The sequence below is a fragment of the Paramagnetospirillum magnetotacticum MS-1 genome, from assembly GCF_000829825.1.
GTDB classification, from domain to species: Bacteria; Pseudomonadota; Alphaproteobacteria; order Rhodospirillales; family Magnetospirillaceae; genus Phaeospirillum; species Phaeospirillum magnetotacticum.
Window position 1 is genome coordinate 220,824 of sequence record NZ_JXSL01000027.1, and the last position, 21,505, is coordinate 242,328.

Annotated in this window: 16 protein-coding genes and 2 tRNA genes; 6 read left to right on the forward strand and 12 right to left on the reverse strand. The window is 61.4% G+C overall.

The genetic code is table 11. The features are described 5' to 3' along the window. Positions 1–34 precede the first annotated feature (34 nt). From CCC_RS09710 to CCC_RS09730, 5 genes are all read left to right on the forward strand, one after another. Positions 35–2,089 (forward strand): adenylate/guanylate cyclase domain-containing protein, encoded by a 2,055-nt coding sequence (locus tag CCC_RS09710; RefSeq protein ID WP_009867894.1) that lies wholly within the window; start codon positions 35–37, stop codon positions 2,087–2,089. 68 nt (positions 2,090–2,157) lie between these two features. Then, a complete protein-coding gene (locus CCC_RS09715; RefSeq protein ID WP_041041056.1) occupies positions 2,158–5,814 on the forward strand; it encodes a CHAT domain-containing protein in 3,657 nt (1,218 codons plus the stop codon). Between the two features lie 62 nt (positions 5,815–5,876). Then, on the forward strand, positions 5,877–8,093 hold the full coding sequence (locus CCC_RS09720; protein WP_041041058.1) for a cyclic nucleotide-binding domain-containing protein: 2,217 nt from the start codon (positions 5,877–5,879) through the stop codon (positions 8,091–8,093). Between the two features lie 5 nt (positions 8,094–8,098). Then, entirely contained in the window at positions 8,099–8,548 is a 450-nt protein-coding gene (locus CCC_RS09725) for a hypothetical protein (protein ID WP_236686365.1), read from the forward strand. A gap of 72 nt (positions 8,549–8,620) precedes the next feature. Further along, on the forward strand, positions 8,621–9,049 hold the full coding sequence (locus CCC_RS09730) for a bacteriohemerythrin (protein WP_041041062.1): 429 nt from the start codon (positions 8,621–8,623) through the stop codon (positions 9,047–9,049). A gap of 212 nt (positions 9,050–9,261) precedes the next feature. Here CCC_RS09730 and CCC_RS09735 read toward each other — a convergent pair whose 3' ends face one another. Further along, a complete protein-coding gene (locus tag CCC_RS09735; protein WP_236686352.1) occupies positions 9,262–10,848 on the reverse strand; it encodes a trypsin-like peptidase domain-containing protein in 1,587 nt (528 codons plus the stop codon). Positions 10,849–10,933: 85 nt separating this feature from the next. Then, positions 10,934–11,230, reverse strand: coding sequence for a methyl-accepting chemotaxis protein (locus tag CCC_RS22790; protein WP_009867370.1), 297 nt, complete (start codon positions 11,228–11,230; stop codon positions 10,934–10,936). A 147-nt stretch (positions 11,231–11,377) separates the two neighbouring features. Between CCC_RS22790 and scpB the strand changes: the two genes are divergently transcribed. Continuing rightward, entirely contained in the window at positions 11,378–12,157 is a 780-nt protein-coding gene (scpB, locus tag CCC_RS09745; protein ID WP_009867369.1) for a methylmalonyl-CoA decarboxylase, read from the forward strand. Here scpB and CCC_RS09750 read toward each other — a convergent pair whose 3' ends face one another. The 10 genes from CCC_RS09750 to CCC_RS09795 form a co-directional block, all read right to left on the reverse strand. Then, the gene (locus CCC_RS09750; RefSeq protein WP_152619749.1) at positions 12,158–13,081 is read right to left on the reverse strand and encodes a hypothetical protein; all 924 of its coding nucleotides are present in this window, start codon (positions 13,079–13,081) and stop codon (positions 12,158–12,160) included. Between the two features lie 96 nt (positions 13,082–13,177). Continuing rightward, positions 13,178–14,215 (reverse strand): hypothetical protein, encoded by a 1,038-nt coding sequence (locus CCC_RS09755; RefSeq protein ID WP_152619750.1) that lies wholly within the window; start codon positions 14,213–14,215, stop codon positions 13,178–13,180. 173 nt (positions 14,216–14,388) lie between these two features. Then, positions 14,389–15,675 carry a hypothetical protein gene (locus tag CCC_RS09760; RefSeq protein WP_152619751.1) on the reverse strand — a complete coding sequence of 429 codons (1,287 nt, stop codon included), beginning with the start codon at positions 15,673–15,675 and terminating at the stop codon, positions 14,389–14,391. 24 nt (positions 15,676–15,699) lie between these two features. After that, on the reverse strand, positions 15,700–16,434 hold the full coding sequence (locus CCC_RS21180) for an SDR family NAD(P)-dependent oxidoreductase (RefSeq protein ID WP_052473075.1): 735 nt from the start codon (positions 16,432–16,434) through the stop codon (positions 15,700–15,702). After that, on the reverse strand, positions 16,431–17,738 hold the full coding sequence (locus CCC_RS09770; RefSeq protein ID WP_082036578.1) for an FAD-binding oxidoreductase: 1,308 nt from the start codon (positions 17,736–17,738) through the stop codon (positions 16,431–16,433). The genes CCC_RS21180 and CCC_RS09770 overlap by 4 nt, the downstream gene beginning before the upstream one ends. Positions 17,739–17,742: 4 nt before the next feature. Then, the gene (locus tag CCC_RS09775) at positions 17,743–19,227 is read right to left on the reverse strand and encodes a B12-binding domain-containing radical SAM protein (protein ID WP_041041072.1); all 1,485 of its coding nucleotides are present in this window, start codon (positions 19,225–19,227) and stop codon (positions 17,743–17,745) included. 9 nt (positions 19,228–19,236) lie between these two features. Next, the gene (locus CCC_RS09780) at positions 19,237–19,947 is read right to left on the reverse strand and encodes a class I SAM-dependent methyltransferase (RefSeq protein ID WP_041041074.1); all 711 of its coding nucleotides are present in this window, start codon (positions 19,945–19,947) and stop codon (positions 19,237–19,239) included. Beyond that, complete coding sequence (locus CCC_RS09785) at positions 19,944–20,900, reverse strand: glycosyltransferase (RefSeq protein ID WP_009866595.1); 957 nt, start codon at positions 20,898–20,900, stop codon at positions 19,944–19,946. The genes CCC_RS09780 and CCC_RS09785 overlap by 4 nt, the downstream gene beginning before the upstream one ends. A 319-nt stretch (positions 20,901–21,219) precedes the next feature. Continuing rightward, positions 21,220–21,294, reverse strand: a tRNA-Asn gene (locus CCC_RS09790). A 75-nt stretch (positions 21,295–21,369) separates the two neighbouring features. Then, positions 21,370–21,443: transfer RNA gene (locus tag CCC_RS09795), tRNA-Cys, on the reverse strand. Between the last annotated feature and the right edge of the window lie 62 nt (positions 21,444–21,505).

The following is a 21,505-nucleotide window of genomic DNA, read 5'->3' on the forward strand; positions in this document are numbered from 1 at the left end:
GAGGAGAGCGCCCCTCTCGATTCCGGGGAGCGGCATGACCAAGCGATACGATATACTCTTCACCCTCGTCCTGTTCCTGATCGCCATCCCCGCCCAGCATTTCGAATGGTTCGCCCTGCTGGAGGATCAGACTCTTTCCTTCCGCCACCAGTTACGGCTGGCCTATGGCGATGCCAAGAAGCTTGCGGTGGCCCCCGAAGTGGTGGTGGTCAATACCGACGAGGCCTTCTTCAAGTCCTATAAGAGCTTTCCGCTCCGGCGCACCGATATTGGCGCCATGGTGACCAATCTCAAGGCGCTGGGCGCCAAGGTCATCGCCGTCGACATGCTCATGGATTTTCCCAGCTCGTATAATGAGGACCCGGCCCTGGCCAAGGCGTTGAGCGACGCTGGCAATACGGTGCTGGTGGCCCAGGGCGAGTTCAGGGACGGAAAATTCGCCAAGATCAATTATCCGACGGCGCTTCTCGATCAGGCCTCGGCCAGCGCCTATACGAATATCCAGTCAAATTCCAAGCTGGTCACCAGCCTGTCGCGGCTGCGGGTGTTTCCCGAGATGACCGGCGAGAAGGGGGGCTGGCCCTTCGCCGTCAAGGCCGCCGCCATGTTCTTGGGTGTCGAGCCCAAGTTGGACGGCAATACGCTGGTTCTGGGCGAGCTTCGCGTCCCGCTGAACCACGAGAACAAACTCTATATCGACTTTCCGCCCCTTCCCACCGGCACCCGGTTCCTTAGCCAGTCGGCGGGGCTGTCCGCCCTGGAATTCCTCGATATCTCCGGCCTGGATGAGCGGGAGCTGGCCGAGTTGGAGTTCTGGGTGAAGGACAAGATCGTCGTCTTAGGCGATACATCCGAAGTGTCCCACGACTGGTTCGACACGCCTGTCGGCATGGTCTACGGGGTGGAAATCATCGCCGATTCCATCAGCTCGATCCTGAAGGGGGCGCCATTGCGCGCCGCGAGTCCCGTCCTGGATTCCGTGGCGCCCGTCGTCTTGCTGCTGGCCATGATGCTGCTGTCGCTCTATCTCACCCGGCCGCTGCTGCGTGGCATGTTCGTGGTGGCCTTGGGAATCGGCTTCATTCTGTCGGCCAGCGCTCTTTACATCCATCTGGGCGTGGTCATCTCCATGTCCTACGGCATCCTGGCCCTGATGGCCTCCTATCTCCTGGTGGAATTCCGCCAGTATCTGATCGAGCGCAATCAGAAGCAGCAGATCGCCAAGACTTTCGGTCAATACATCCCGCCCGAACTTGTGGCCGAGATGAACAAGACCGGCCAGCAGGTCACCGTGGGCGGCGAATCGCGCGAAATGACCGTGCTGTTCTCCGACGTGCGCGGCTTCACCACCATTTCCGAAGGCCTGGCGCCGCAGGAACTGACCGTGCTGATGAACGCTTTCCTCAGCCCCATGACCCATGTGATCCATGATTTCCGCGGCACCATCGACAAGTATATGGGCGACGCCATCATGGCCTTCTGGGGGGCGCCTCTGCACGACCCCGACCACGCCCGCCATGCGGTCATGGCGGCGCTGGGCATGGTCAAGAAGATGGAGGAGTTGAAGGACGACTTCATCGCGCGCGGCTGGAAGCCCATCAAGGTGGGTATCGGGCTCAACACCGGCATCATGAATGTGGGCAACATGGGATCGGACTTCCGCATGGCCTATACGGTGCTGGGCGACGCGGTCAATCTGGGCTCGCGTGTGGAAAGCCTGACCAAGCAATACGGCGTCAACATGATGGTCACCGAGTACACCCAGGCGGTGGTGCCCGGACTGGTCAGCCGCGAGATCGACCTTGTCCGCGTCAAGGGCAAGGACACGCCTGTCCGCCTCTACGAGCCCATCGGCTTCGAAGGCGAGGTGGATGCCGAGACCGTGGCGCGTCTGTCCCAGCATCTGGCCGCACTGGCCATGTTCCGCGATCAGAAGTGGGACGCGGCCAAGATGGCGTTTCAGGAACTGCACAATGCCGAGCCCGAGCGGGTGATCTACAAGATTTACCTCGACCGTATCGAGCACTTCATGGAAGAGCCGCCCGGTTTGGACTGGGATGGCGTCTATACCCACAAGGAAAAAAGCTAGGCCCGGTTTTCAGCCAGGGGCCTCGGTGGCGGCTTGGGGAAGCCGGCCGGCAGTCGGGAGAGGGTTCGATGATGGCTTCGCGTGCTTTGACGTTGCTCGCCGGGACCGCTTTGGCGGTTCTGGTTGCCGCATCGCCGGTTTTCGCCCAATCCGCCGACGATCTGATCGGTCAGGCTCGCCAAGCCATGCAGGCGGGCAAGGCCGCAGACGTCCAGCGTCTGGACGGCGAAATCACCAAGGCCCGCTCGGTTCTGCCCGCCTGGGTGGCGGAGAAGCAGCAGGCCGCCTCGGCCGTTCCCCAGGCCAAACAGCGCGCCGCCATGCTGTGGAACCGCTCGCATCAGCAGGCCATCGCCTCGGCGGGCGGTGGCGATCTTTCCAAGGCCGTGGACGAGGCCGCCCAGGCCCTGTCCATCGCCAAGGACAATCTGGGCGAGGGGCATCTGGCCACCATCATCAGCGCCACCGATCTGGCCGCCTTGCAGCAATTGGCTGGGCAAGTCGAGGCGTCGGAGGCCAGCTATCTCCTGGCGGTGAAGCTTTCCCAGGCCTCTTTGGGCGATGCCCATCCCGAAACGGTCAAGGTGCAACAGGCTCTGGCCGGACTTTACCAGTCCCAGGCCAAGTTCGATCAGGCCGCCAAGGTCTATGACGGGGCCGTCAAAGCCTCGACCGCCGGATTGGGGGCCACGCATCCCCAGACCATCAGCCTTCAACTCACCCTGGCGCGTCTGCAGATCAACGCCTCCAAGACCAAGGATGCCGACAAGCTTCTGGACGCCGCCTGCACCGCCTCGCGCAAGGTCTATGGCGAGGCCCATGGGGAGTTTTCCCGCTGTCTGGCCCAGCAGGGCGCCTTCAAGCGGGTGCAGGGCGACTACACCGCCGCCGCGGCCCTGATGGATCAGGCCGTGGCCATTCAGAAGCTGGCCCTGGCGCCCACCGATCCCTTGAGCCTTTCCACCCGTATCGAGGCGGGTGGGCTGTACCACCGCCAGGGCCGTCTGACGGAATCGCAGCAGATTCTGGAATCCGCGGTGCGCGATGCCCAGGCCGCCAATGATCAGCAGAACCTGCTTTCGGCCAAGGGCGATCTGGCCGACGTGCTGGATGACCGTGGCGAATACGACGCCGCCGAGAAGATGGCCAAGGAAGTACTGGAGGCCCAGACCGCCGCGCTGGGCGCCGCCCATCCCAACACCGTGGCGGCGCTGTCCTCGCTGGCCTCCATCTACCGCAAGCAGGGCCGCCTGCTGGAGGCCGAGAAGACTTTCATGGATGCGTGGGAACGCTACCGCAAGGTTCTGGGCACCGACCACCGCTCCACGGTGATCGCCGCCAATAATGTGGGCGAGATCTTAGAGAAGGAAGGCATTTACGAGCGCGCCGAGCCCTTCTTAAGGGGCGCGCTGGACGGCGGACGCAAGGCCTTCGGCGAGACCCATCCGGCCACGCTGACCACCATGAACAATCTGGCGCTGCTGTATGAAAGCCAGGGCGTGTTCGACAAGGCCGAGCCTCTGTATCAGAGCGTCATCACGGTGTTCGGCAAGACCATCGGACCGAAGCATCCCGATACCATCGCGGCGACCAACAATCTGGCCTATCTCTACATGCTGAAGGGCGAGTACGACCGTGCCGCCCCCATGTTCAAGACGGTGCACGAAGCCTGGGTCAAGGCATATGGGCCCAAGCACCAGAACACCTTGAAGGCGCTCAACAACCTGGCCCGCGCGCTGCACAAGCTGGGCAAGCTGGGAGAGGCGGAAAAGGCCTTCGACACCGCCCTGGCCGGTCGGCGCTCGGTGTTGGGCGAGAAGCATCTCGATACGTTGCGCTCCATGCACGATCTGGCGGCGCTCTATCGCAGCCAGAAGAAGCTCAAGGAGGCCGAAACCCTTCTGACCAAGACCCTGGCCGGTGACGAGGCCGTTCTGGGGCCGGCCCATCCCTATACCTTCGAGACGCTGAACACCCTGGCCGGGGTGCAGGAGGATATGGGCGACATCAAGGCCGCCTTCGCCACCCGTCAGACCACCTTCAAGCGCCGCACCGAATTCCTCAACCGCGTGCTCTATGTCACCGGCGACAATGCGCGCGAGGGCTATGTGCGCCTGCACGCGCCCGAACTGGCCGCCTATGTGGCCTTGCTGACCAAACTGGACGAGCCGACGGCGGGCAAGGCGCTGATGGAGATCAGCCTGAACCGCAAGGGTCTGCTGCTCAAGGTGGCGTCGGAGATTCAGCAGGTGACCCGCCTGTCGCGCGATCCCGAACTGACCAAGCTGACCGAGGAACTGGCCGAGGTCAGAAAGCGTCTGGCCGCCCTGACCCTGTCGGGCCCCACCGAGGAAACCAAGGACAACCACGTCGAGGTGATCAACGGCCTCGAGGAAAAGATCAACGACCTGCAGGGAGCGCTTGGCCGTTCCTCCACCCGTTTCCAGCAATCGGTTGCCCCCATTGCGCTTGATGATCTGGTCAAGGCCTTGCCCGCCGACGGTGTGGTGGTCGACCTGTTCATCTATGGCGAAGAAGGCGCGCGCAAGCTGGTGGCCGCAACGCTGCGTAAGGATGGCGACACCCCGGTCTATGGGCTGGTGAAATACGATTCGCTCAAAACCATCGAAGACGCCATCGTCAAGTACCGCACCGATATCCAGAACGAAGAGATCGAAATGGACGATCTGCTTGATGTGGGCCAGCAGGTGCACAAGCTGGTCTGGCAACCCCTGGATAAGGCCCTGGGCGGGCGTACCAAGGTCTATTTCATTCCCGATGGCATGCTGAACATCCTGCCCATCAGCGCCCTGGTGGAGCCGAGCCGCAAATATCTGATCGAGCGCATCGACCTGCATGTCCTCAATTCCAGCCGTGATTTGCTGCCCTCTTCCATCCCGGCGGCCAAGGGCGGCTATCTCATCAATGCAGGTCCCGACTACAACACCGAGGAAGTGACGGGTAAGGCGACCCTGGAAAAGGCCCGCTCGCGCTCGGCCGGTTCCGATGTCCAGAATTCGGTGCGCGGCATGAGCGGTATGCGCGGCCTCAAGTTCGATCCGCTGCCCGGCGCCGAGAAGGAAGGCCAACTGATCGTCAAGACCGTGGAGAACCAGGGCAAGCCCACCGCCATCTACTCCAAGGCCGGAGCCCAGGAAAAGGTGCTGCGCGAGCTGGAGCAGCCGCCCGAGGTTCTGCACATCGCGACCCACGGCTTCTTCCTCAAGGCCGACGATACGCTCAGGAAACGCCTGTTGAAGCTGCAGCGCTCGTCCGATTTCCAGTTCCCGCCGCCCGGCGATAACCCGCTGCTGCGCGCCGGGCTGGCCTTTGCCGGTATCAACTCCAACGCCCAGGTGCTGGGCGATATCGATACCGACAATGACGGCGTTCTCACTGCGCTGGAGGTGCTGGGCCTGGACCTGACAGGCACCCAACTCGCCATTCTGTCGGCCTGCGAAACCGGCCTGGGCGAAGTCCATGAGGGCGAGGGCGTCTACGGTCTGCGCCGCTCATTCCAGGAGGCGGGCGCCCGTTCGGTGGTCTCCTCCCTGTGGGAGGTCAGCGACGCCGGAACCCAGACCCTGATGGCGGCACTTTACAAAAGGCTTTTGGCGGGCAAAACTCCGCATGACGCCTTGAGGGAGGCTCAGCTGGAGATGTTGCGTAACAGCCAGTGGAGCATGCCCTATATCTGGTCGGCGTTCTTTATGGTTGGCGGCTGATGGCGAAAACGGGGCGCCATCGAAAGCCTGCTCCGGAAAGCGGTCCTGTGGGGGGAAGCCGCATGCGGGTCGTATCTGTATCGTCAGGAATCAGCTGGGTCGAAGTGCCCGAGGCGGATCTCAGAGTCTTGTGCGGCTGTCCCGCCGACAGCGTCAAGCATCTGATCAAGCGCGGGCTGATTGTTCCCACCGAACGGAACGGGGTCTCTTTCGAGACCGGGCCCAACGCCATTCTCTTGTCCGATGTGCCGCTGCAAAACGGTGCATTCTCCAACCTGTCGGAATTTCCCATCCTGCAGATGCTCTATCGCCAGGGCATGATCATTCCCGGCCATCCCAATTGCTCGGGGCGCAGGCCGCTGCTCCTGGGTCTCGCCCAGCAGGTTGAAGCGCAGATGGAATACGTCCTGCGCGGCAATTACGGCCTGTTGTCAGAAGATGAGATGCTGGCCGCGGGCGTGCCCGCCGATATGGCCGCCGAGTGGATGCGCATGAAGCTGCGCTTCGCCTTTGGCGCCATCAAACCGCCCCAGGATCTGATCGACACCTGCATCATCGGAGACGACTCGGCCATCCTGCCCGGCGGCGTGACGGTGCGGCGCCTGGAACTCAATATCTTCGAGTTTTCCTATGACGGCGAGACCGCCATCGTCGATCTCAATCTGTCCGCCGGGAACACTTACGAGACTCCCTATCACCTGGGCTATCACAATCTGGAGCGTGAATACTTCTCGGTGGTTCATGCCGGGGAAGGCGACGGCTGGGACCCCGAGCGGGCCGCCATGTCCTCCATCTTGATGTTCCAGGGCAAGATCTATCTGATCGATGCCGGTCCCAATGTTCATTCGGCCCTTCAGGCCCTGGGCATCGGCGTGCAGGAGGTGGAAGGGATCTTTCACACCCATTGCCACGACGACCATTTTTGCGGCCTGACCACGCTGTTCCGCGCCGATCACCGCATCAAATACTATGCCCTTCCCGCCGTACGCGCCTCGGTGGCCAAGAAACTGGCGGCGCTCACCAATATCGGCGAGGATTCGTTCGGCGAGTATTTCGAGATCTGCGACCTGTCGCTGGGTATCTGGAACGATATCGCCGGGCTGGAGGTGAAACCCATCTTCTCGCCCCATCCGGTGGAAACCACCGTGTTTCATTTCCGCACGCCCTGGGAGGATGGTTTCCGCTCCTATGCCCATATGGCCGATATCGTCTCTTTGGACGTGCTGGGCCAGATGGTCGATGACGACGAGACCCGCCACGGCATCAGCAGCGAACTGATGGCCCAGGTGCGCGCCGATTACCTGATGCCCGCCGACGTCAAGAAGCTCGATATCGGCGGCGGCCTGATCCATGGCTGCGCCGAGGATTTCCGCGAGGACCAGTCGGGCAAGATCATCCTGTCCCACACCGCCCTGGCGCTGACCAAGGCGCAAAAGAGCATCGGTTCGGGCGCGCCCTTTGGCACGGTGGATGCGCTGATTCCCTCCTACCAGGAATACCGGGTGAGCGCCGCGCGCGGCTATCTCGCCGAATACTTCCTCGGCGTGCCGGAACACCAGATCCGCATCTTGCTGAATCATCCGGTGGTGACCTTCAATCCGGAAACCATCTTGTTGCGCGAAGGCAGCTATTGCGAGGACGTGCATCTGATTCTCACTGGTCTGGTGGAGACCATCGAGCCCGATTCGGACCAGACCGCCACTCTTTCGGCGGGCGCCATGATCGGTGAATCCTATGCCCTGTCGGGAGAGCCGTCCTTCGAGACCTACCGGGCGCTGTCCTTCGTGCGTGCCCTGAAGATTCCGGCCGTTCTGTATCGCAGCTTCGTTGAGCGCAACGAGATGAGCGAGCGCATCTCGCGCCTTGCCGATCTGCGCAATTTCTTCAATCATACCTGGCTGTTCGGCGAAAGCCTGTCCAACCTGACCGAGGTGCGCATCGCCGAGACCTGCCAGCCCTATTACCTGGCCACCGGCGAGGAAATCGACATGACCGGCCAGGACTTCGTGTTCATGGTGCGCGATGGCCGCATCGACCGCTATTTCGACGGTGCCGTGGTGGAATATTGCGGAATCGGCGAGCCGCTGAACGAGTCCGAAGTGCTGTTTTCCCAGGCGGGGAAGGGGCGTCTGGTGGCGGCCATGCGCAGCGAATTGTTGATGGTGCCGGGCTTCATGGTGCGCGACATCCCCGTGGCGCGGTGGAAGCTGCTGGAACTGTACCAGCGCCGCCAGCGCACCTTCTCCTCCCAGCGCCAGGAAACGGGGATGCCGTCTTGAAGCCTGTGTCGGCTGTGTTCGCGGCCCTGCTTCTGCTTTGCGGCTGTGCGTCCATGGTGAATGGCCCCTCGTCGGAGGTGCATATCGCCACCCAGCCCAATGGAGCCAATTGCGCCTTAAGCGGTGCCGACGGCTTTGCGGCCGAAGTCTCGACCCCTGCCACCCTGCAGATCCCACACAAGGCCGCCCCCATCACCGTCGCCTGTTCGGCGCCGGGCTATCGCCGCACCGTCAATACGCTCAATACCAGCGGCAGCGGCTGGCTGTGGGCCAATACCGCCTTCATCGTCTTTACCGGCGGCGGCGCCGTTCTGGGCATGATGGTGGACGAGGCGGTGGGCGCCAGCACCAGCTATCGCCGGGACTTCAACATGGACCTGGATGCCGATGCCGGACGGCGCATCCGCGCCACACAACGCAATGGCGGTCCCACTTTCGATCTCAAGACGCCATAATCTGTTTCTTGCCCTCCAATACCTTTGGGCCCATCCTTTCCGCTGGGTTAGGACGGGCAGAGGCGTATTTCCATGGCGAATTGGCAAGAGCACATGCGGACCGGCATCGACGTTGTCGATGACGATCATCAGGAGCTGTTCGCCCTGGTCGGTCAGTTCGAGACGGCCAGCAAGACCGCCTCGGGCCTGGTCGACGGCGCCGAGATCGGCCGCATCCTCGAGCGCCTGCAAACCTATGTGATCGAGCATTTCGAGCGCGAGGAAACCGCCCAGCTCGAGACCGGCTACGAAGGCTATGAAGAGAACAAGCGCCAGCACGACGAATTACGCCGCACCCTGGAAAAATTCCTGGACAAGCACAACAAGGGCGAATGGGGCGACCTGAAAGTCGCCACCGAAAGCATGCGCAGCTTCCTGAGTATTTGGCTGTCCGAGCACATCATGAAAACCGACCGCAAAATGCGCGGCCGCATCCTGCCCTGGGTGCGCAAGAAGGCCTGAGAGCCGTTCTGTTGTCCGAAGATAGGCGAAGGGACTCGTCCCTTCGCGCATCCCTATTCCTTTGTTCCGGGATTGCCTGTAAAACCCCTCGCCCGCTTGCGGGAGAGGGGGGGCGAAAAGAAAGAGCGATCAGACAAATCAACGGGATCAAAGGGCCCAAGGCCCTTTGCGGGTGTGGGCGGCGCCCACGAGGACCGTGAATCCGGCCTTGCCTAATCAATCCGGCATTCGATGAAGACGGTGACGCGCTTGATGCGCTCGCCCACATCGGCCACCGACATCTGGGACGAGGAGGGCGCGGTCTGGTACGCAACGCCGTTGCTGTCCAGATAGGTCCGCGCCAGATCGGCCTTGATGGCGAAGTTGATGTTCTGGGGCAGGTCGCCGGTTTTGTCGGCGATCTTCATGGCGTTGAGCTTGGAGGTGACGATGCCGACGATATTGCCGCTCATATCGATGAGCGGGCCGCCGGAATTGCCTTTCTGGACCGGGGCGGTGATCTGGTAGTGGCGTGGATCGCCGCGCATGCCGTTCATGGCGCTGACCACGCCTGCGGTGACGTTGGGCTCGCGCGACAGCAGGGACGACAGGGGGAAGCCGATCACCACCACCTCATCGCCCGAGCGAAGCGGGCGGTCCTGGCGGAAATGGGCGATCTCGGGCAGGCGCAGCGAGGTCTTGAGCAGGGCCATGTCGTTGGCGCTGTCCTTGGCCTTCAGCGAGACCACCTGGGCGGGGGCGTCCTGGGGCTTGACGGTGATGGTGCGGCATTGCTCCACCACATGGGCGTTGGTCATCACCACGCCATCAGCGGAAACCACGAAGCCCGAGCCCGAGGACACTTTGCCCCCCGTGGTCTGGGGAGGGGTGGTGGAAGATTGCTGCGGCAGCGGAGCGGAGGAGGGCGAGGGACCACCGGCCTGAGCCGCCGGTTGGCCAGCCAAGGCTGTGGGCTTCCACAGGGCGACGCGGGCTCGCGTGGCATCCAGGTCGGCGGGAGACAGGCGCGAACCGGCCCCATCGCGCTCCTTCTCGTAATTCTGTTTCAGGTTGGGCGGCGCGCGTTCCGCGCCCAGGGCCAGCCAGAAATAGCCTTCGGTCTGGGATTTGGCGATTCCATTGCCGTTGAGATACATGACGCCGAGATTATGCTGGGACTGAGGGTGGCCCTGGTCGGCGGCCTTGCGGAACCACTGCGCGGCCTTATTCATGTCCTTGTCCACGCCGCCCTGGCCCAGCAGATAGGCCACCCCAAGGATGAACTGGGCGACGGGGCGTCCGGCCTCGGCGGCGGGGCGGGCGTATTCCAGCGCCTTGACCTGATCGGTGGGCATGGCGCGCCCTTCCCAGGCGTATTGGGCCAGGCGGTCGAGAGAGGGCGGCCAGCCTTTTTCGGCGGCGCGCTTGAAATATTCGATGCCGCGCCCTTCGTCCTTGTTGATGCCCAGCCCGTTGAAATGGATCTCGCCCATGGCATGCAGGGATTCCGGCTGGCCCTTTTCGGCGGCACGTCCGAACCAGATCAGGGCCTGGGAAATGTCCTTGGGCACGGCGCGGCCGTTGAAATAGGCGCTGCCCAATACGTGCTGGGCGAAGGAATCGCCGCTGGCGGCGGCGGCATTGAGCAGGCGTAACGCCTCCACATCGTCCTTGGTGCCGCCCAACCCATCGAACAGCATATGGCCAAGCCGGGCCTGGGCGGCGGCATTGCCCTGGGCGGCCAGGGGCCTGAACTCCCGGATGGCGGTGGCCCAGTCCCGCTTCTGATAAGCGGCAAGGCCTTCGTCATAGCCAGCCATTGCTGGCACCGTCCCCAAGGCCAGAAAAAGGCTCAGGGCGAGTGGCGCGAGTGGGCGGGCCATCCGGGGGAGGCGAGGCATGGGATTATTCAGCGGCGTCGGCCCGCAGGCGTCCCGCCAGCTTGCCCAATTCATCCACGGCGGCGCCCATTTCCGCTTCCAGCGACTGGGTGATGCCGTCGATGCTTTCCGAGACGTTCTTGACCTCGCCCGCCACCACGGCGAAGCCCTTGCCCGCCTCGCCGGCACGGGCGGCTTCGATCAGGGCGTTGAGCGCCAGAATGCGGGTGGTGCCGGTGACCTTCTTGATCTCCTCCACCTTACGGGAGACCACGTCGGCAAGGGTGGCGGTCAATTCGATGATACGTTCCTGATCGGACATGGTGTGCCTTCCCGCAACTGTGATCGGTGCAGTGTACGGGGCGAGCGGGCGGCGGGCAATCGCCAGCTTTCCGAAATCGTTCATATGGTTTGGCCTTGGCCTATGTCATTGTGCGGTGCATCAATTCAAATGAGGCGAGCGACAGACATGAGCATCATGCGCTGCGAGTTGGACGGCCACCTTGCCGTCATCACCATGACCAACCAGGCCAAGCGCAACGTTCTGTCCGAGGCCATGATCAACGGCATCATCGAGGCGCTGGAAGAGGCGGGGCGTGCCAAGGCGCGCGCCGTCATCCTGCGGGCCGAACCGGGATGCAAGGTCTGGTCGGCCGGTCACGACGTATCCGAACTGCCCGCCAGCCATCGTGATCCGCTGGGCTGGAGCGATCCGCTGCGGGTGGTTATCCGCGCCATCGAGGAGTTTCCGGCCCCCGTGATCGCCCTGATCGAAGGCGGCGTTTGGGGTGGAGCCTGCGAGATGGCCCTGGCCTGCGACATCGTGGTGGCGACGCCCGATTCCACCTTCGCGCTGACGCCCGCCAAGCTGGGCATTCCCTATAACGTCTCGGGCCTTTTGACCTTCATGAATGTCACCGGTATCCATGTGGTGCGCGAGATGGCTTTTACCGCCCGGCCGATTTCGGCCCAGCGGGCCCAGGCGCTCGGCATCGTCAACCATCTGCGCGGGGCGGAGGAGATCACCTTCTACTGCACCATGATGGCCCGCGACATCGAGAAGCTGGCGCCGTTGGCCATCGCGGTGATGAAGGAAGAGATGCGGGTCCTGGCCTCGGCCCATTCCATCACGCCGCGCATGTTCGAGCGGGTGCAGGGCCTGCGCCGCCAGGTCTATGACAGCCAGGATTACCAGGAAGGGGTCCGGGCCTTCCGCGAGAAGCGCCCGCCCAACTTCACGGGTGAGTGATCAGCCCGCGCTGCGGGCGAAGGCGCCGTTGATCAAGGTGGCGACGCGCTGGGCCTGGCGGCTCTTGAAGGCGCTCCACCAGGCGATGACTTCGGTCTGGAGCCGGGCATAGCGTTCGGGCTCCGCCTCCACCGTCTTCCACCACAGGGGAAGCTCGTCCCACGAGTTCAGGATCACGGCCGGAATGCCGCCAGCGGTGCGCTCGTCATGCAGGAAGGGCGCATCCAGGCAGATTGGGATGGCTCCGGTCTCCAGCGCATCATAGAGACGGATGGTCTCTACCGAATTGCCGGTGGGGACCAGGGCGAAGCGGGTGTTTTCCATCAGGGCGCGATAGGCATGGGGGCTGAACTCGCCACCGAACTTGAGAGAGGTCTCGAGCCGGGCGGGAAGGGCATGGGCGCGGATCACCTCCATCATCTTCAGGCGGTCGGTCAATTCGGGCGGCGTGCGGCCCACGAAGCTCATCTGATGGCTCCGCAAGCCGAAGGGCAAAAGGGCATCAGCACGGCAAGGCCCCACGCCGGTACGATAGCCGTTGGGGACCCAAATGGCGCCCTGGCACCGGCTGCCGGGGGCAATCTCCAGGGCTTCGGGGCGCCAGTAATTGCGCAGCACGTAATCGACCTTGGGGTAATAGGAGCAATCGGCCGACAGCGTCTCGTCGGCCATGTGCAGCACGCCCACATTGCGAAACGGCGCGGCGGCGAAGGAGTTCACCACCGGGCTAAGGCGGTTCTCGAAATCGATGATCAGGACGTCGTCCATGGCCTGCAACTGCTGGCCTGGTTCGCCCAGAACGACCCGCACCGGCACATCGACCTTGGACAGCAGCACGTCGAGGATGAACCCCGTCTCCATGATGAAGTCATACATCTGACGCGGTGCCAGAACGCTGAGAACCCTGCCGTCCGGGTTTGTCATGGAATGAGGGCTCCGAAATTTCCTAATTGCCGCCGGTGGAAGATAGCGGAATTCGGGCGAATCCGGAAGATTGGGGCCCGCCGAGTCAGGGCTTTCTCACTGAAATGGCCGGTCCACCTCAAAGGGACCGATTCGGCGGAGATGCTCGGCGATGACCGAGTTTCCGAGTTCACTGAAATGAACGTCGCCGCCGATATAAAGATCGCTATACCATGTCTGTGGATGTGAGGCTTTGTATGAAAAGAAATCTGGAAATGTATCGATAAAATGAGAGCATTTGTTGGTGCACCATTCGCGCCAAATTTTGACATGAACGCTATCAACGTGGTCAGAGTTCAATTGATCTGGCCATGGGTACACGCCAACGCTGATGCGGATGTTTTTTGATTTTAGGAGTTCGTAGAGTTGATCCATGTTTGCCTTTGCTTTTTCGATGGCAGAGGCAACTCCCATGGAGGGGTAGTGGGGGCTGAGATCATTCCAGTCGGTGAACGTCCACGATGCTCTGGTATTGGCAAAGATAGGCTGAATTGTCGGTGGATTGCGGATGGCGTTCAGCAAGTCTGAGATATTTGCCATCGCGATAAAGTTATTGTCTATGAATTGACCGATCAGCAGTTCGAAATCCGTTTCAATGTCATCTCTGTCGTCGATGATATTGTTGCCGGAAGATAGATGATAGTGTGTTTCATCCTGGATATCCGACGGATCTACAAACACGATCACGTGGTCGAACGTCAGTCCCTGTTCCAGCAGGTGACGAACCTTGGTGTAGTAAATGGATGGGGCGTAACTGGCGACCGCCGCGTTCAGCACTTCGGAATTTTCCAGTCGAGACGAATACAGCCCCACGAACGAATCCTTCCAGGGCATGCCAATGGCCTCGGTAAACGAGTCGCCGATGAACAGGAGGCGGGGGCGAATGGGGGCCTGGGCGACGATCCTGGCGGATCCATCCTTAAAACCCAGGGAATTGGTACATATCGGATAAGGCCGCCCACCCCATCTGTCTAGCCCGCAGAGATTTGATCTCAGGGTGTGGTGGTAGACCGGATTGTGAATTCTCAGACCGGTATGACGGATGAGGCCGAACCATGAAAATTGAGAAAATATAAAATCGGCAAGGGCAACCATCAGTAGTGTCAGGAGTATAGATGCGGAGAGTGTGTTGAAATTGTTGAAGTTCATAGTCTTGGTAATAATTGTTGCGGACTGCTCTCGCTTTGGACCTCATGGTAACTTAAGTGTGGGCAATCGCGAACCAGTTTATGGGCCAGTTATCGCGGACGATCTCAGGGGTGAGAAATCTAAAGGGGACGGTTGGTGGAATTATTGCGTCCAAACCGGCATGTGGAAATAAGCCATCGGATCAGTGAGGTGGATAACAGCAGCATCATGGCTGCGGCGGGCAGTGCCTGACGAGCAGGTTCCCAGGTGCTGTTCACCAGACCCAGAAGCACGGTGACCAGTACCGCCGCCATGGGGATGAGAGTGATGAGGGCATCCCGTTTCCGGCGCTCGGGGTCGGTTTGCGGCTCCAGCAGCGCCGCCAACAAGCCGCAGATCACACCGGCGAAGCAGGGAAACAACAAAATGGTCGCCAGATTAGCCAAAGAGACGTTCAGCCATGCGAAGTTATGCTGGCCGACCTCTTTCCAGTAATGGCCGGCGTAATCCCCCAGAGAGTTCAGCCGGCCGGACAAGACCCTCTCCGTGTTCAGGTAGGCAATGCCCATCAACGCCGCCAGGGCGGTCGATGACCCCAGCCCGGCACTGACCAGACGGGTCAGCGCGACCCGCCAGCGAACCTTGCCGTCAGGCGGCAAGATAAGGGCGGCAGCCGCAAGGCACAATCCGGTGGCCAGCCCAAGATTCTCGAAGAACAGCTGTCCAAAAGCAGCGAGCAATGCGGCCTGACCAGCCCCAATCCGCGACGAAGCCCTGAGAGTGAGGGCAAGAAGGTGAACCATGCCCACGGCGGCGAAGTCGTGGGAATTGGTCCGAACGTCCCACATGTAGTAGGAGTGCGGCCAATTGATCACTGGCTGAACCATGGTGAAAAAGGTGTTGATGACCAGGGGGGCGCCACCTCCCACGGTGGATGTCACCGCGATCAGATATAACAGCCGAACTCCGGTGGTTCGAAAGAAGGTCAAGGCAGCCCAATAGACAGGCGAGAGCAACAGGAGCTGGGTACAGGCGCGTGCCATCAACGGCACGGTGAAGCCGTTCAACTCGGAACCACGATCATTATTCCCCCACGGCGAGCCGGGAAACAGCGGATAGCTGGCGGGATCGCCCATGACCAGATGGGCGAAGACGCCGAATATTCCCTGAAAAGCGCGCTCGATCAGAACGCTGCCGACGCGCAGGGATACCGGTAGACCGTTCATGTCGAGAGGCAGCAGGTTCTCGGGACTGTGAAGCAGAATCCGGTGCACGCTGAGATCACGGAAGACAACGACAAAGACCCCCAGCCCCAGGAAAACCAGAAGAGGCAGAATCCTGACCAGTCCTGCTGCCGCAGTCACGCCATTGGCAAGGGAAAGCGCATCAGTCCCCCGCTGTCCCCTTGCTTGCTCGTTTGTCGCCATGCCGCCCCCAATATCTCCGACCGCTCAAATCTTCAGGCGGCGGTACAGAGCCCAGGGAAGCAGTCGCAGCCCCAAGGCAATCAAACCCCACCAGCGGGGAAGGTAAGCCATACCCCGTCTTTTGCCCAGTCGAGCAACAATTTTCCGGGCTATGGACGCTGGCGATGCCACCAGTAGACCGGCGGTACGGTTGCCAAGCATGGTGGTATCCATGAACCCTACCCGGTAGAACTGGACGGAGCAGCCGGTTCCGGAGAGACGGTGGCGCAAAGCTTCGAAGTAGAACTCCAACCCACGCTTCGCCGCCCCATAGACCATGTTGCGCGACCGCCCGCGAATGGCGGCAACCGATCCGATTCCGATCAGATGCGCCTCAGGACTTGAACGCAAGAGATCGGGCAACAAGGCATTAATCACTGCCACCGGGCCGGTAAAATTGACGGCTGCAAGCCGCCGCAGCAAGGACTCTGCCATGGCTCCGTCATCGGCGTCATCGCCCAACCCGGCCACCAGAAAAGCCGCGTCGATTCCGCCCAGACGACCGACCATGGCCTGGGCAAGGCCGGAGGCATCCTCCAGACCTAGGTCTGCGGCCAGCCAGTCCACCTCCGTGCCGTAGCGCAAAGACAGATCTCGGGCCGATGCATCGAGATCCCTTCCGTCCCTTGCCACCAGCAACAGCCGGTCTCCCCGTCTGGCCAGCTCCTCGGCCAGGGCTAGCCCCAAACCGGCCGAAGCACCGATTACCACGGCTCTCACAGTCCGATCCTTTCCGAAAGGATGGATCGCATCAGGCGATCCGGGTCAAAGGCCACCAGGCGTTGCCGGAACAGATCGTATTCGGGATAGGCGGCTTTCACCACGGCCTGGGGCAGCCGGGCATCCTTGATGATATTGGGGCGGCACCCCAGGACGGCATCAAGCTGATCCAGACCTGCGAAAAGCTTCAGGCATTCAGGGCCAGCGGCAACCTCAACGGCAATGCTCAGCCCGTCGCCCTCAAAGCGCAGCAGGCCGGGATTGCCGCCGAACGGCTTCATCACCATCAGCCCGGGGGTCACGCCGAAACGGCGGATCAGATCACGCAGACCGTCAATGTAGTCTGAAGCGCGCTCCCAGGGGACCAGGGACTGATGCTCAAGGAATCCGTTACGTCCGAACAGCGCGAAGAACTGGGGAGTTGCCGCAAAGGGAAAGGTGGCCGCGGCCACGCCCAGATCACGCACATGCCGCCATTGCGCCCACTGGATGGCATTGACCAGGGCAATGCCTGCCCGGTGGCGGAGAACCCCCGGCAGCAAGCCACGGGCACCGGGTTTCAGGGGGCGGTAGCGGGCAAGGCAAGCCGCCCGTTCGCCTTCTCCCTCATGGCGCCCCACGAAGACTATACCGGGACCGCGCCGCCCGGGTGCGGCAAGGTCGTGCCAGGAATAGAGATGCTCAGCATCAGGAGGGCAAACTTTCAAGATGTCTGCTGCCTCTTCCGGTGTCGCGACGCGACGCGGCTCTACCCTGATGGTGTTTGCCGACAGAGGAACCAGCCGCAGGCGGGCGCGCAGGATCACCCCGGTCAATCCCAGCCCGCCGATGGTCATCTCGAACAGATCTGGATTCTGCTCCCGTGACATCGACAGAGGGCCGTGCGATGGATGGAACAGTTCAATGGCCTCGACCCACTGGCCGAAGCAGCCGTGAGCTCTCGGATTCTTGCCATGGACATTGCCGCCTATGGCGCCGCCGATGGTGATGTCGGGATATCCGGGCTGAACGGCAAGCTGAAACCCCTGTGGCGCGAGGAAGTCAAACAGACGTCCCAGAGTGGCTCCGGCCTCGGCGGTCACTGTCGGCACGGTAGGATCAAAGGCGAGAATGCGGTTGAAACGGCGCATGTCCACGGCCCGGACTCCCTCGCCAAATCCGGCGCCGGAGAGGGATAGCCCCCCCCCGCGCGCAATGACCCGCCCTTGAGGAAAGTCGTCGAAGAACCGATATCTGTCAGGGCGCTCCCAAGTGCCCAGGGCACCCTCGCCCCGGCCAAGGCAATGGAAGTGGTGCGATGACACCGGGCTATCCCGCCATCCTGAGGTTCGTCTTTATCAGCTTCATGGCCCCCTTGGCCTTGGACAGAAACTGATAGAGCGAGCCAGTCTGGCGCACGCTGCGCAGGATGTAGGGCAGGCGGAAATAGAATCGGCGATAGGCGCGCTTTTGCTCCCGGACCAAGGTGGTGAGATCCATGAACTCGTTCCAGTGATCGACGATGAAGTCGCGGCGGGGATTGACCGAGAATTCCTGCCAACGTCCAGGCGCGACGACTCCCCTTGCCGTTGCATCATCGTACATTTCGGTGTTGGGATAGAGCTTGAGGACCGAAATCTGAGCATAATCCGGGTCGAGGGCGACCAGGAAGTCAATGTTGCGGCGGATATCGTCGGGCGTTTTCTCGAAAGGCTGGCCGATGATGTAATCGGCCACGGTGAGAATCCCCAGTTCCCGGCACCAGGCGAAGGCTTGGCGGATTTTGGCGGTGGTGGTGGCCTTCTTCAGAATGCGCAAGCCGTCATCGCTGCCTGTCTCCACACCAAACGAAATCATCCGAAGCCCCGAGGCTCTGGCGCGCACCAGGGATTCCCGGCTCACCGCGTTGACCCGACCACGGAAATCCCAGGTAATCCGAAGCCCCCGGCGGTCCAATTCATCGCAGAAGGCGATCACCTTGCGCTCGTTGATGTTGAACAGATCGTCGTAGAAGCGGAACTCTTTGTACCCCATGGCCAGACAGGCCTCGATCTCGTCGCAAACCGCCGCGGGCGAGCGTTCGCGGTAGCTCTTGATCGGCACATCGCAAAAGGTGCAGCGGTAGGGACAACCGCGCGACGACAAGATGGTCGCCAGATCGTCCGTTGATCCGATGATGTTGTGGTAACGGTATTGACGAATATAGGCGCGGTTGAGCATGGGCAGCGCGTCGATATCCTCCACATAGGCGGCGGGGACCGTGACACGGGCTAAAAAGCGCTTATCGCGGACCGGATTGTCTAGATGACGACCGATGGAATCGCGGGTGTAGACGCCGCGGATATCAGTAAAATCCCGCCCCGTCTCCAGCCGGCCGACCAATTCGGTGAAGACTTCCTCGCCCTCACCGACCACCACCGAGTCGAATTCGGGCAGTTCGGCCGCTTCCTTGGGATAGGCAATGGGGTGATGACCACCCAGGCAAAGATGGACGTCCGGCACCACCTCGCGGATCAGGCGGGCCGTCAGAACTACGTCCATCAGGCAAACGGTGAAGCTGGTGATCCCGACCACATCGGGGCGAATATCCTCGATATAGGCGCGAAGCTGTTCGTAATCGCTGCGCTCCGCGACGCAATCCTTGAAGAACAATTGGTGTCCGGTGCTGTGCGCCTCCAGGTGGGAGAGAACGTAAAGCGCTCCCAATGGCGGAAAGTCGCCAAACGAATCAGCCTCGAGGAACTCCTCGCCGTTCTCGTCCGGATTCTCCACCACCTTGTTTCGGTCGGGAGGATTGATGAGCAAGATACGCATGTGGTCGTCCTAACGCCTCCAAACGGCGAGAATGGATTTTCCGAACCGGCCGCCGATCAACGGATCGAAGTATCGCGACGCGGGAACCATCCAGCGATCCCAGGTTAGCACCTGCCCCAAAGTGGGCATGCCGGAGCGCAATAGCAACCGGTTGGCCATGGATGCCGCCATGCCGACGCTATCGAGATAGCTCATTCGCACCGATGCGGCGCCAGCAGGGGCGATGGCCGTCAAACGGTCGCGGTCGTAGCGTCTGACATGGCCAATGGCGTGATCGAAGGCAGTGTAGAGCCATTGGAATGCCGGCGACAGCACCACCAGCGTCCCGCTCGGCCGCAGGAGGGCGAAAGCCCTCGCCAATTCACCGGAGTCATCCTCAATATGCTCCAGAACATCGATATAGATTACGCTGTCGTAGCGCTCGCCCTGGTCGGCGGCGATCAGATCGGAGGTCGTGCCAGCCTGGATCCGGCATTGGACGGGAAGCATGCCTTGTGTCACCGCATCCCCCAGCCTCTTCGCCATTTGGGGGTCGGGTTCCAGGCAGACCCAGCGAGACTGTCCGCTGTAAAGAGCGACGGTCGTCGTTCCGAGCCCGGCCCCCACTTCCAGCACCGACTCCCCAAGATAGGGGGTGATTTTCGAACTGAAATAGCGCTTCCAATTAACGGCATGCGCGAACAGGGCCAACTCGCCGCCCTGATAATCAAGCGCGGTCATTGACACGGCCACACCTTTCGCACGTCCCGTATGTAATGTTCGGAATGAAGAAACGGGATCAACGGCATATTGCAGCGTTCTTGCAATGCCAGGAGGCTGGTGGACAGCAGCCCGAACAGGATCGTCACCAGGGACAGGACCAGGAAGCCGACCATGTTGCTGGCCCAGCCAGGGACGATCCATCCCGGCTCCCAAAAGCGAACCATGACAACAGCAAAAATTGCGGCCAGCACCGCCAGCACCGCCGCAAGAGACAAACGAACCAGAACCGTGTCGGAAAACGTGGTGATCGCCTGCATGCCGTGCAGGATCAAGTCGACGAATCTCATCTTTGCCTCACCGGCATAACGCCGCCCCCGGACCACCGGTATGGTCGTGTAAGGCAATTTAGAGCGCAGGCAGGTAGCGGGCAGGCTGTTCCATAAAATAGGCATGAAGGCCAGCCGGCGGGCTGAGGCATTGGTCATGGCACAGTAGTTGCCGAAGGACAGGCTCTGCCCTGTCAATTGGCGGAACAGCAGCTTGTACACAATATAGAATGCGCGAAACAACAGCCCTTCCGAGCGTTTGGCGCGATGGGCCAGAACGATGGGCGCCTTGCTATCTCGCATCGTGGCAAGAAAGCGCGGAAGATCGGCGGGATCATCCTCACCGTCCCCATCCATGATCACCACATAGCCGCAATCCTCGAATCCGGCAGCCACACTGAGTCCTATGGCAATCGCTTTCTGGTGTCCGAGATTACAGGCCAGCCGCAGGATTTCGACCTGCTCAATGGCCTTGTAGGAACGAAAGGCCCAGCCTGCGTCATCGTCGGAAAGAGTGGAACCATCGTCAACGACCAGCACCCGGGCGCTGGCACCACTCACTAGCATCGACTCGTCAATACCCCTCAGCAGGCGCTCTAACGATACCCAGTCATTGAAGATGGGAATGACGAAGCACACCTTCATTCACGCACCATCCGATATCCGTAACGCAGCGCCGCGCGAGCCAGAAAATTGTGGCAAAGTCCGGTCGGAGGGTATCCATGGCCGCCCGTGATCGCAAGTAAATCGTTCAGGTGGGGATACGAGCGGAAGGCTTAACCCCATGTTCCAAAGGCCCCCGCCAGGGATGGGAGGATTTATGGCGCCGTGGCGCTACGTGTTGGTGGATCTCGAATGCCTATGCCCAGGCTTATGAAAACTTGATCTGCCGTGCCGAGCGAAAGCGCGGGCAAGAAAAAAGGGCTCGACCGTATTGGTCAAGCCCTTCATTTCCCAACAAAATTGGCTCGGGAGGAGGGATTCGAACCCCCGGCCAGGCGGTTAACAGCCGCCTGCTCTACCGCTGAGCTACTCCCGATCAACGGCCTGCCCAGGCGGTATGGCAAGCCGAGGAATTCTTGTGTCTCACATGCACACCCGGACCTGGGGACGGTGGAGGCCGAGGCCGGAATTGAACCGACGTACGCGGATTTGCAGTCCGCTGCATAGCCACTCTGCCACCCGGCCCAACCGGCCCAGCCGGCGGGTGCCGACGTGAGGACCGTGCTTATACGCGCAGTTCGATAACC

Excerpts from the sequence above, each read along its gene's own strand:
- CCC_RS09755 (WP_152619750.1), bottom strand. The coding sequence starts at position 14,215 with ATGGTTGCCCTTGCCGATTTTATATTTTCTCAATTTTCATGGTTCGGC.
- CCC_RS09760 (WP_152619751.1), bottom strand. The coding sequence starts at position 15,675 with ATGGCGACAAACGAGCAAGCAAGGGGACAGCGGGGGACTGATGCGCTT.
- CCC_RS09750 (WP_152619749.1), bottom strand. The coding sequence starts at position 13,081 with ATGACAAACCCGGACGGCAGGGTTCTCAGCGTTCTGGCACCGCGTCAG.
- CCC_RS09775 (WP_041041072.1), bottom strand. The coding sequence starts at position 19,227 with ATGCGTATCTTGCTCATCAATCCTCCCGACCGAAACAAGGTGGTGGAG.
- CCC_RS22790 (WP_009867370.1), bottom strand. The coding sequence starts at position 11,230 with ATGTCCGATCAGGAACGTATCATCGAATTGACCGCCACCCTTGCCGAC.
- CCC_RS09715 (WP_041041056.1), top strand. The coding sequence starts at position 2,158 with ATGATGGCTTCGCGTGCTTTGACGTTGCTCGCCGGGACCGCTTTGGCG.
- CCC_RS09785 (WP_009866595.1), bottom strand. The coding sequence starts at position 20,900 with ATGAAGGTGTGCTTCGTCATTCCCATCTTCAATGACTGGGTATCGTTA.
- CCC_RS09735 (WP_236686352.1), bottom strand. The coding sequence starts at position 10,848 with ATGGCTGGCTATGACGAAGGCCTTGCCGCTTATCAGAAGCGGGACTGG.
- CCC_RS09720 (WP_041041058.1), top strand. The coding sequence starts at position 5,877 with ATGCGGGTCGTATCTGTATCGTCAGGAATCAGCTGGGTCGAAGTGCCC.
- CCC_RS09730 (WP_041041062.1), top strand. The coding sequence starts at position 8,621 with ATGGCGAATTGGCAAGAGCACATGCGGACCGGCATCGACGTTGTCGAT.
- CCC_RS09710 (WP_009867894.1), top strand. The coding sequence starts at position 35 with ATGACCAAGCGATACGATATACTCTTCACCCTCGTCCTGTTCCTGATC.
- CCC_RS09780 (WP_041041074.1), bottom strand. The coding sequence starts at position 19,947 with ATGACCGCGCTTGATTATCAGGGCGGCGAGTTGGCCCTGTTCGCGCAT.
- scpB (WP_009867369.1), top strand. The coding sequence starts at position 11,378 with ATGAGCATCATGCGCTGCGAGTTGGACGGCCACCTTGCCGTCATCACC.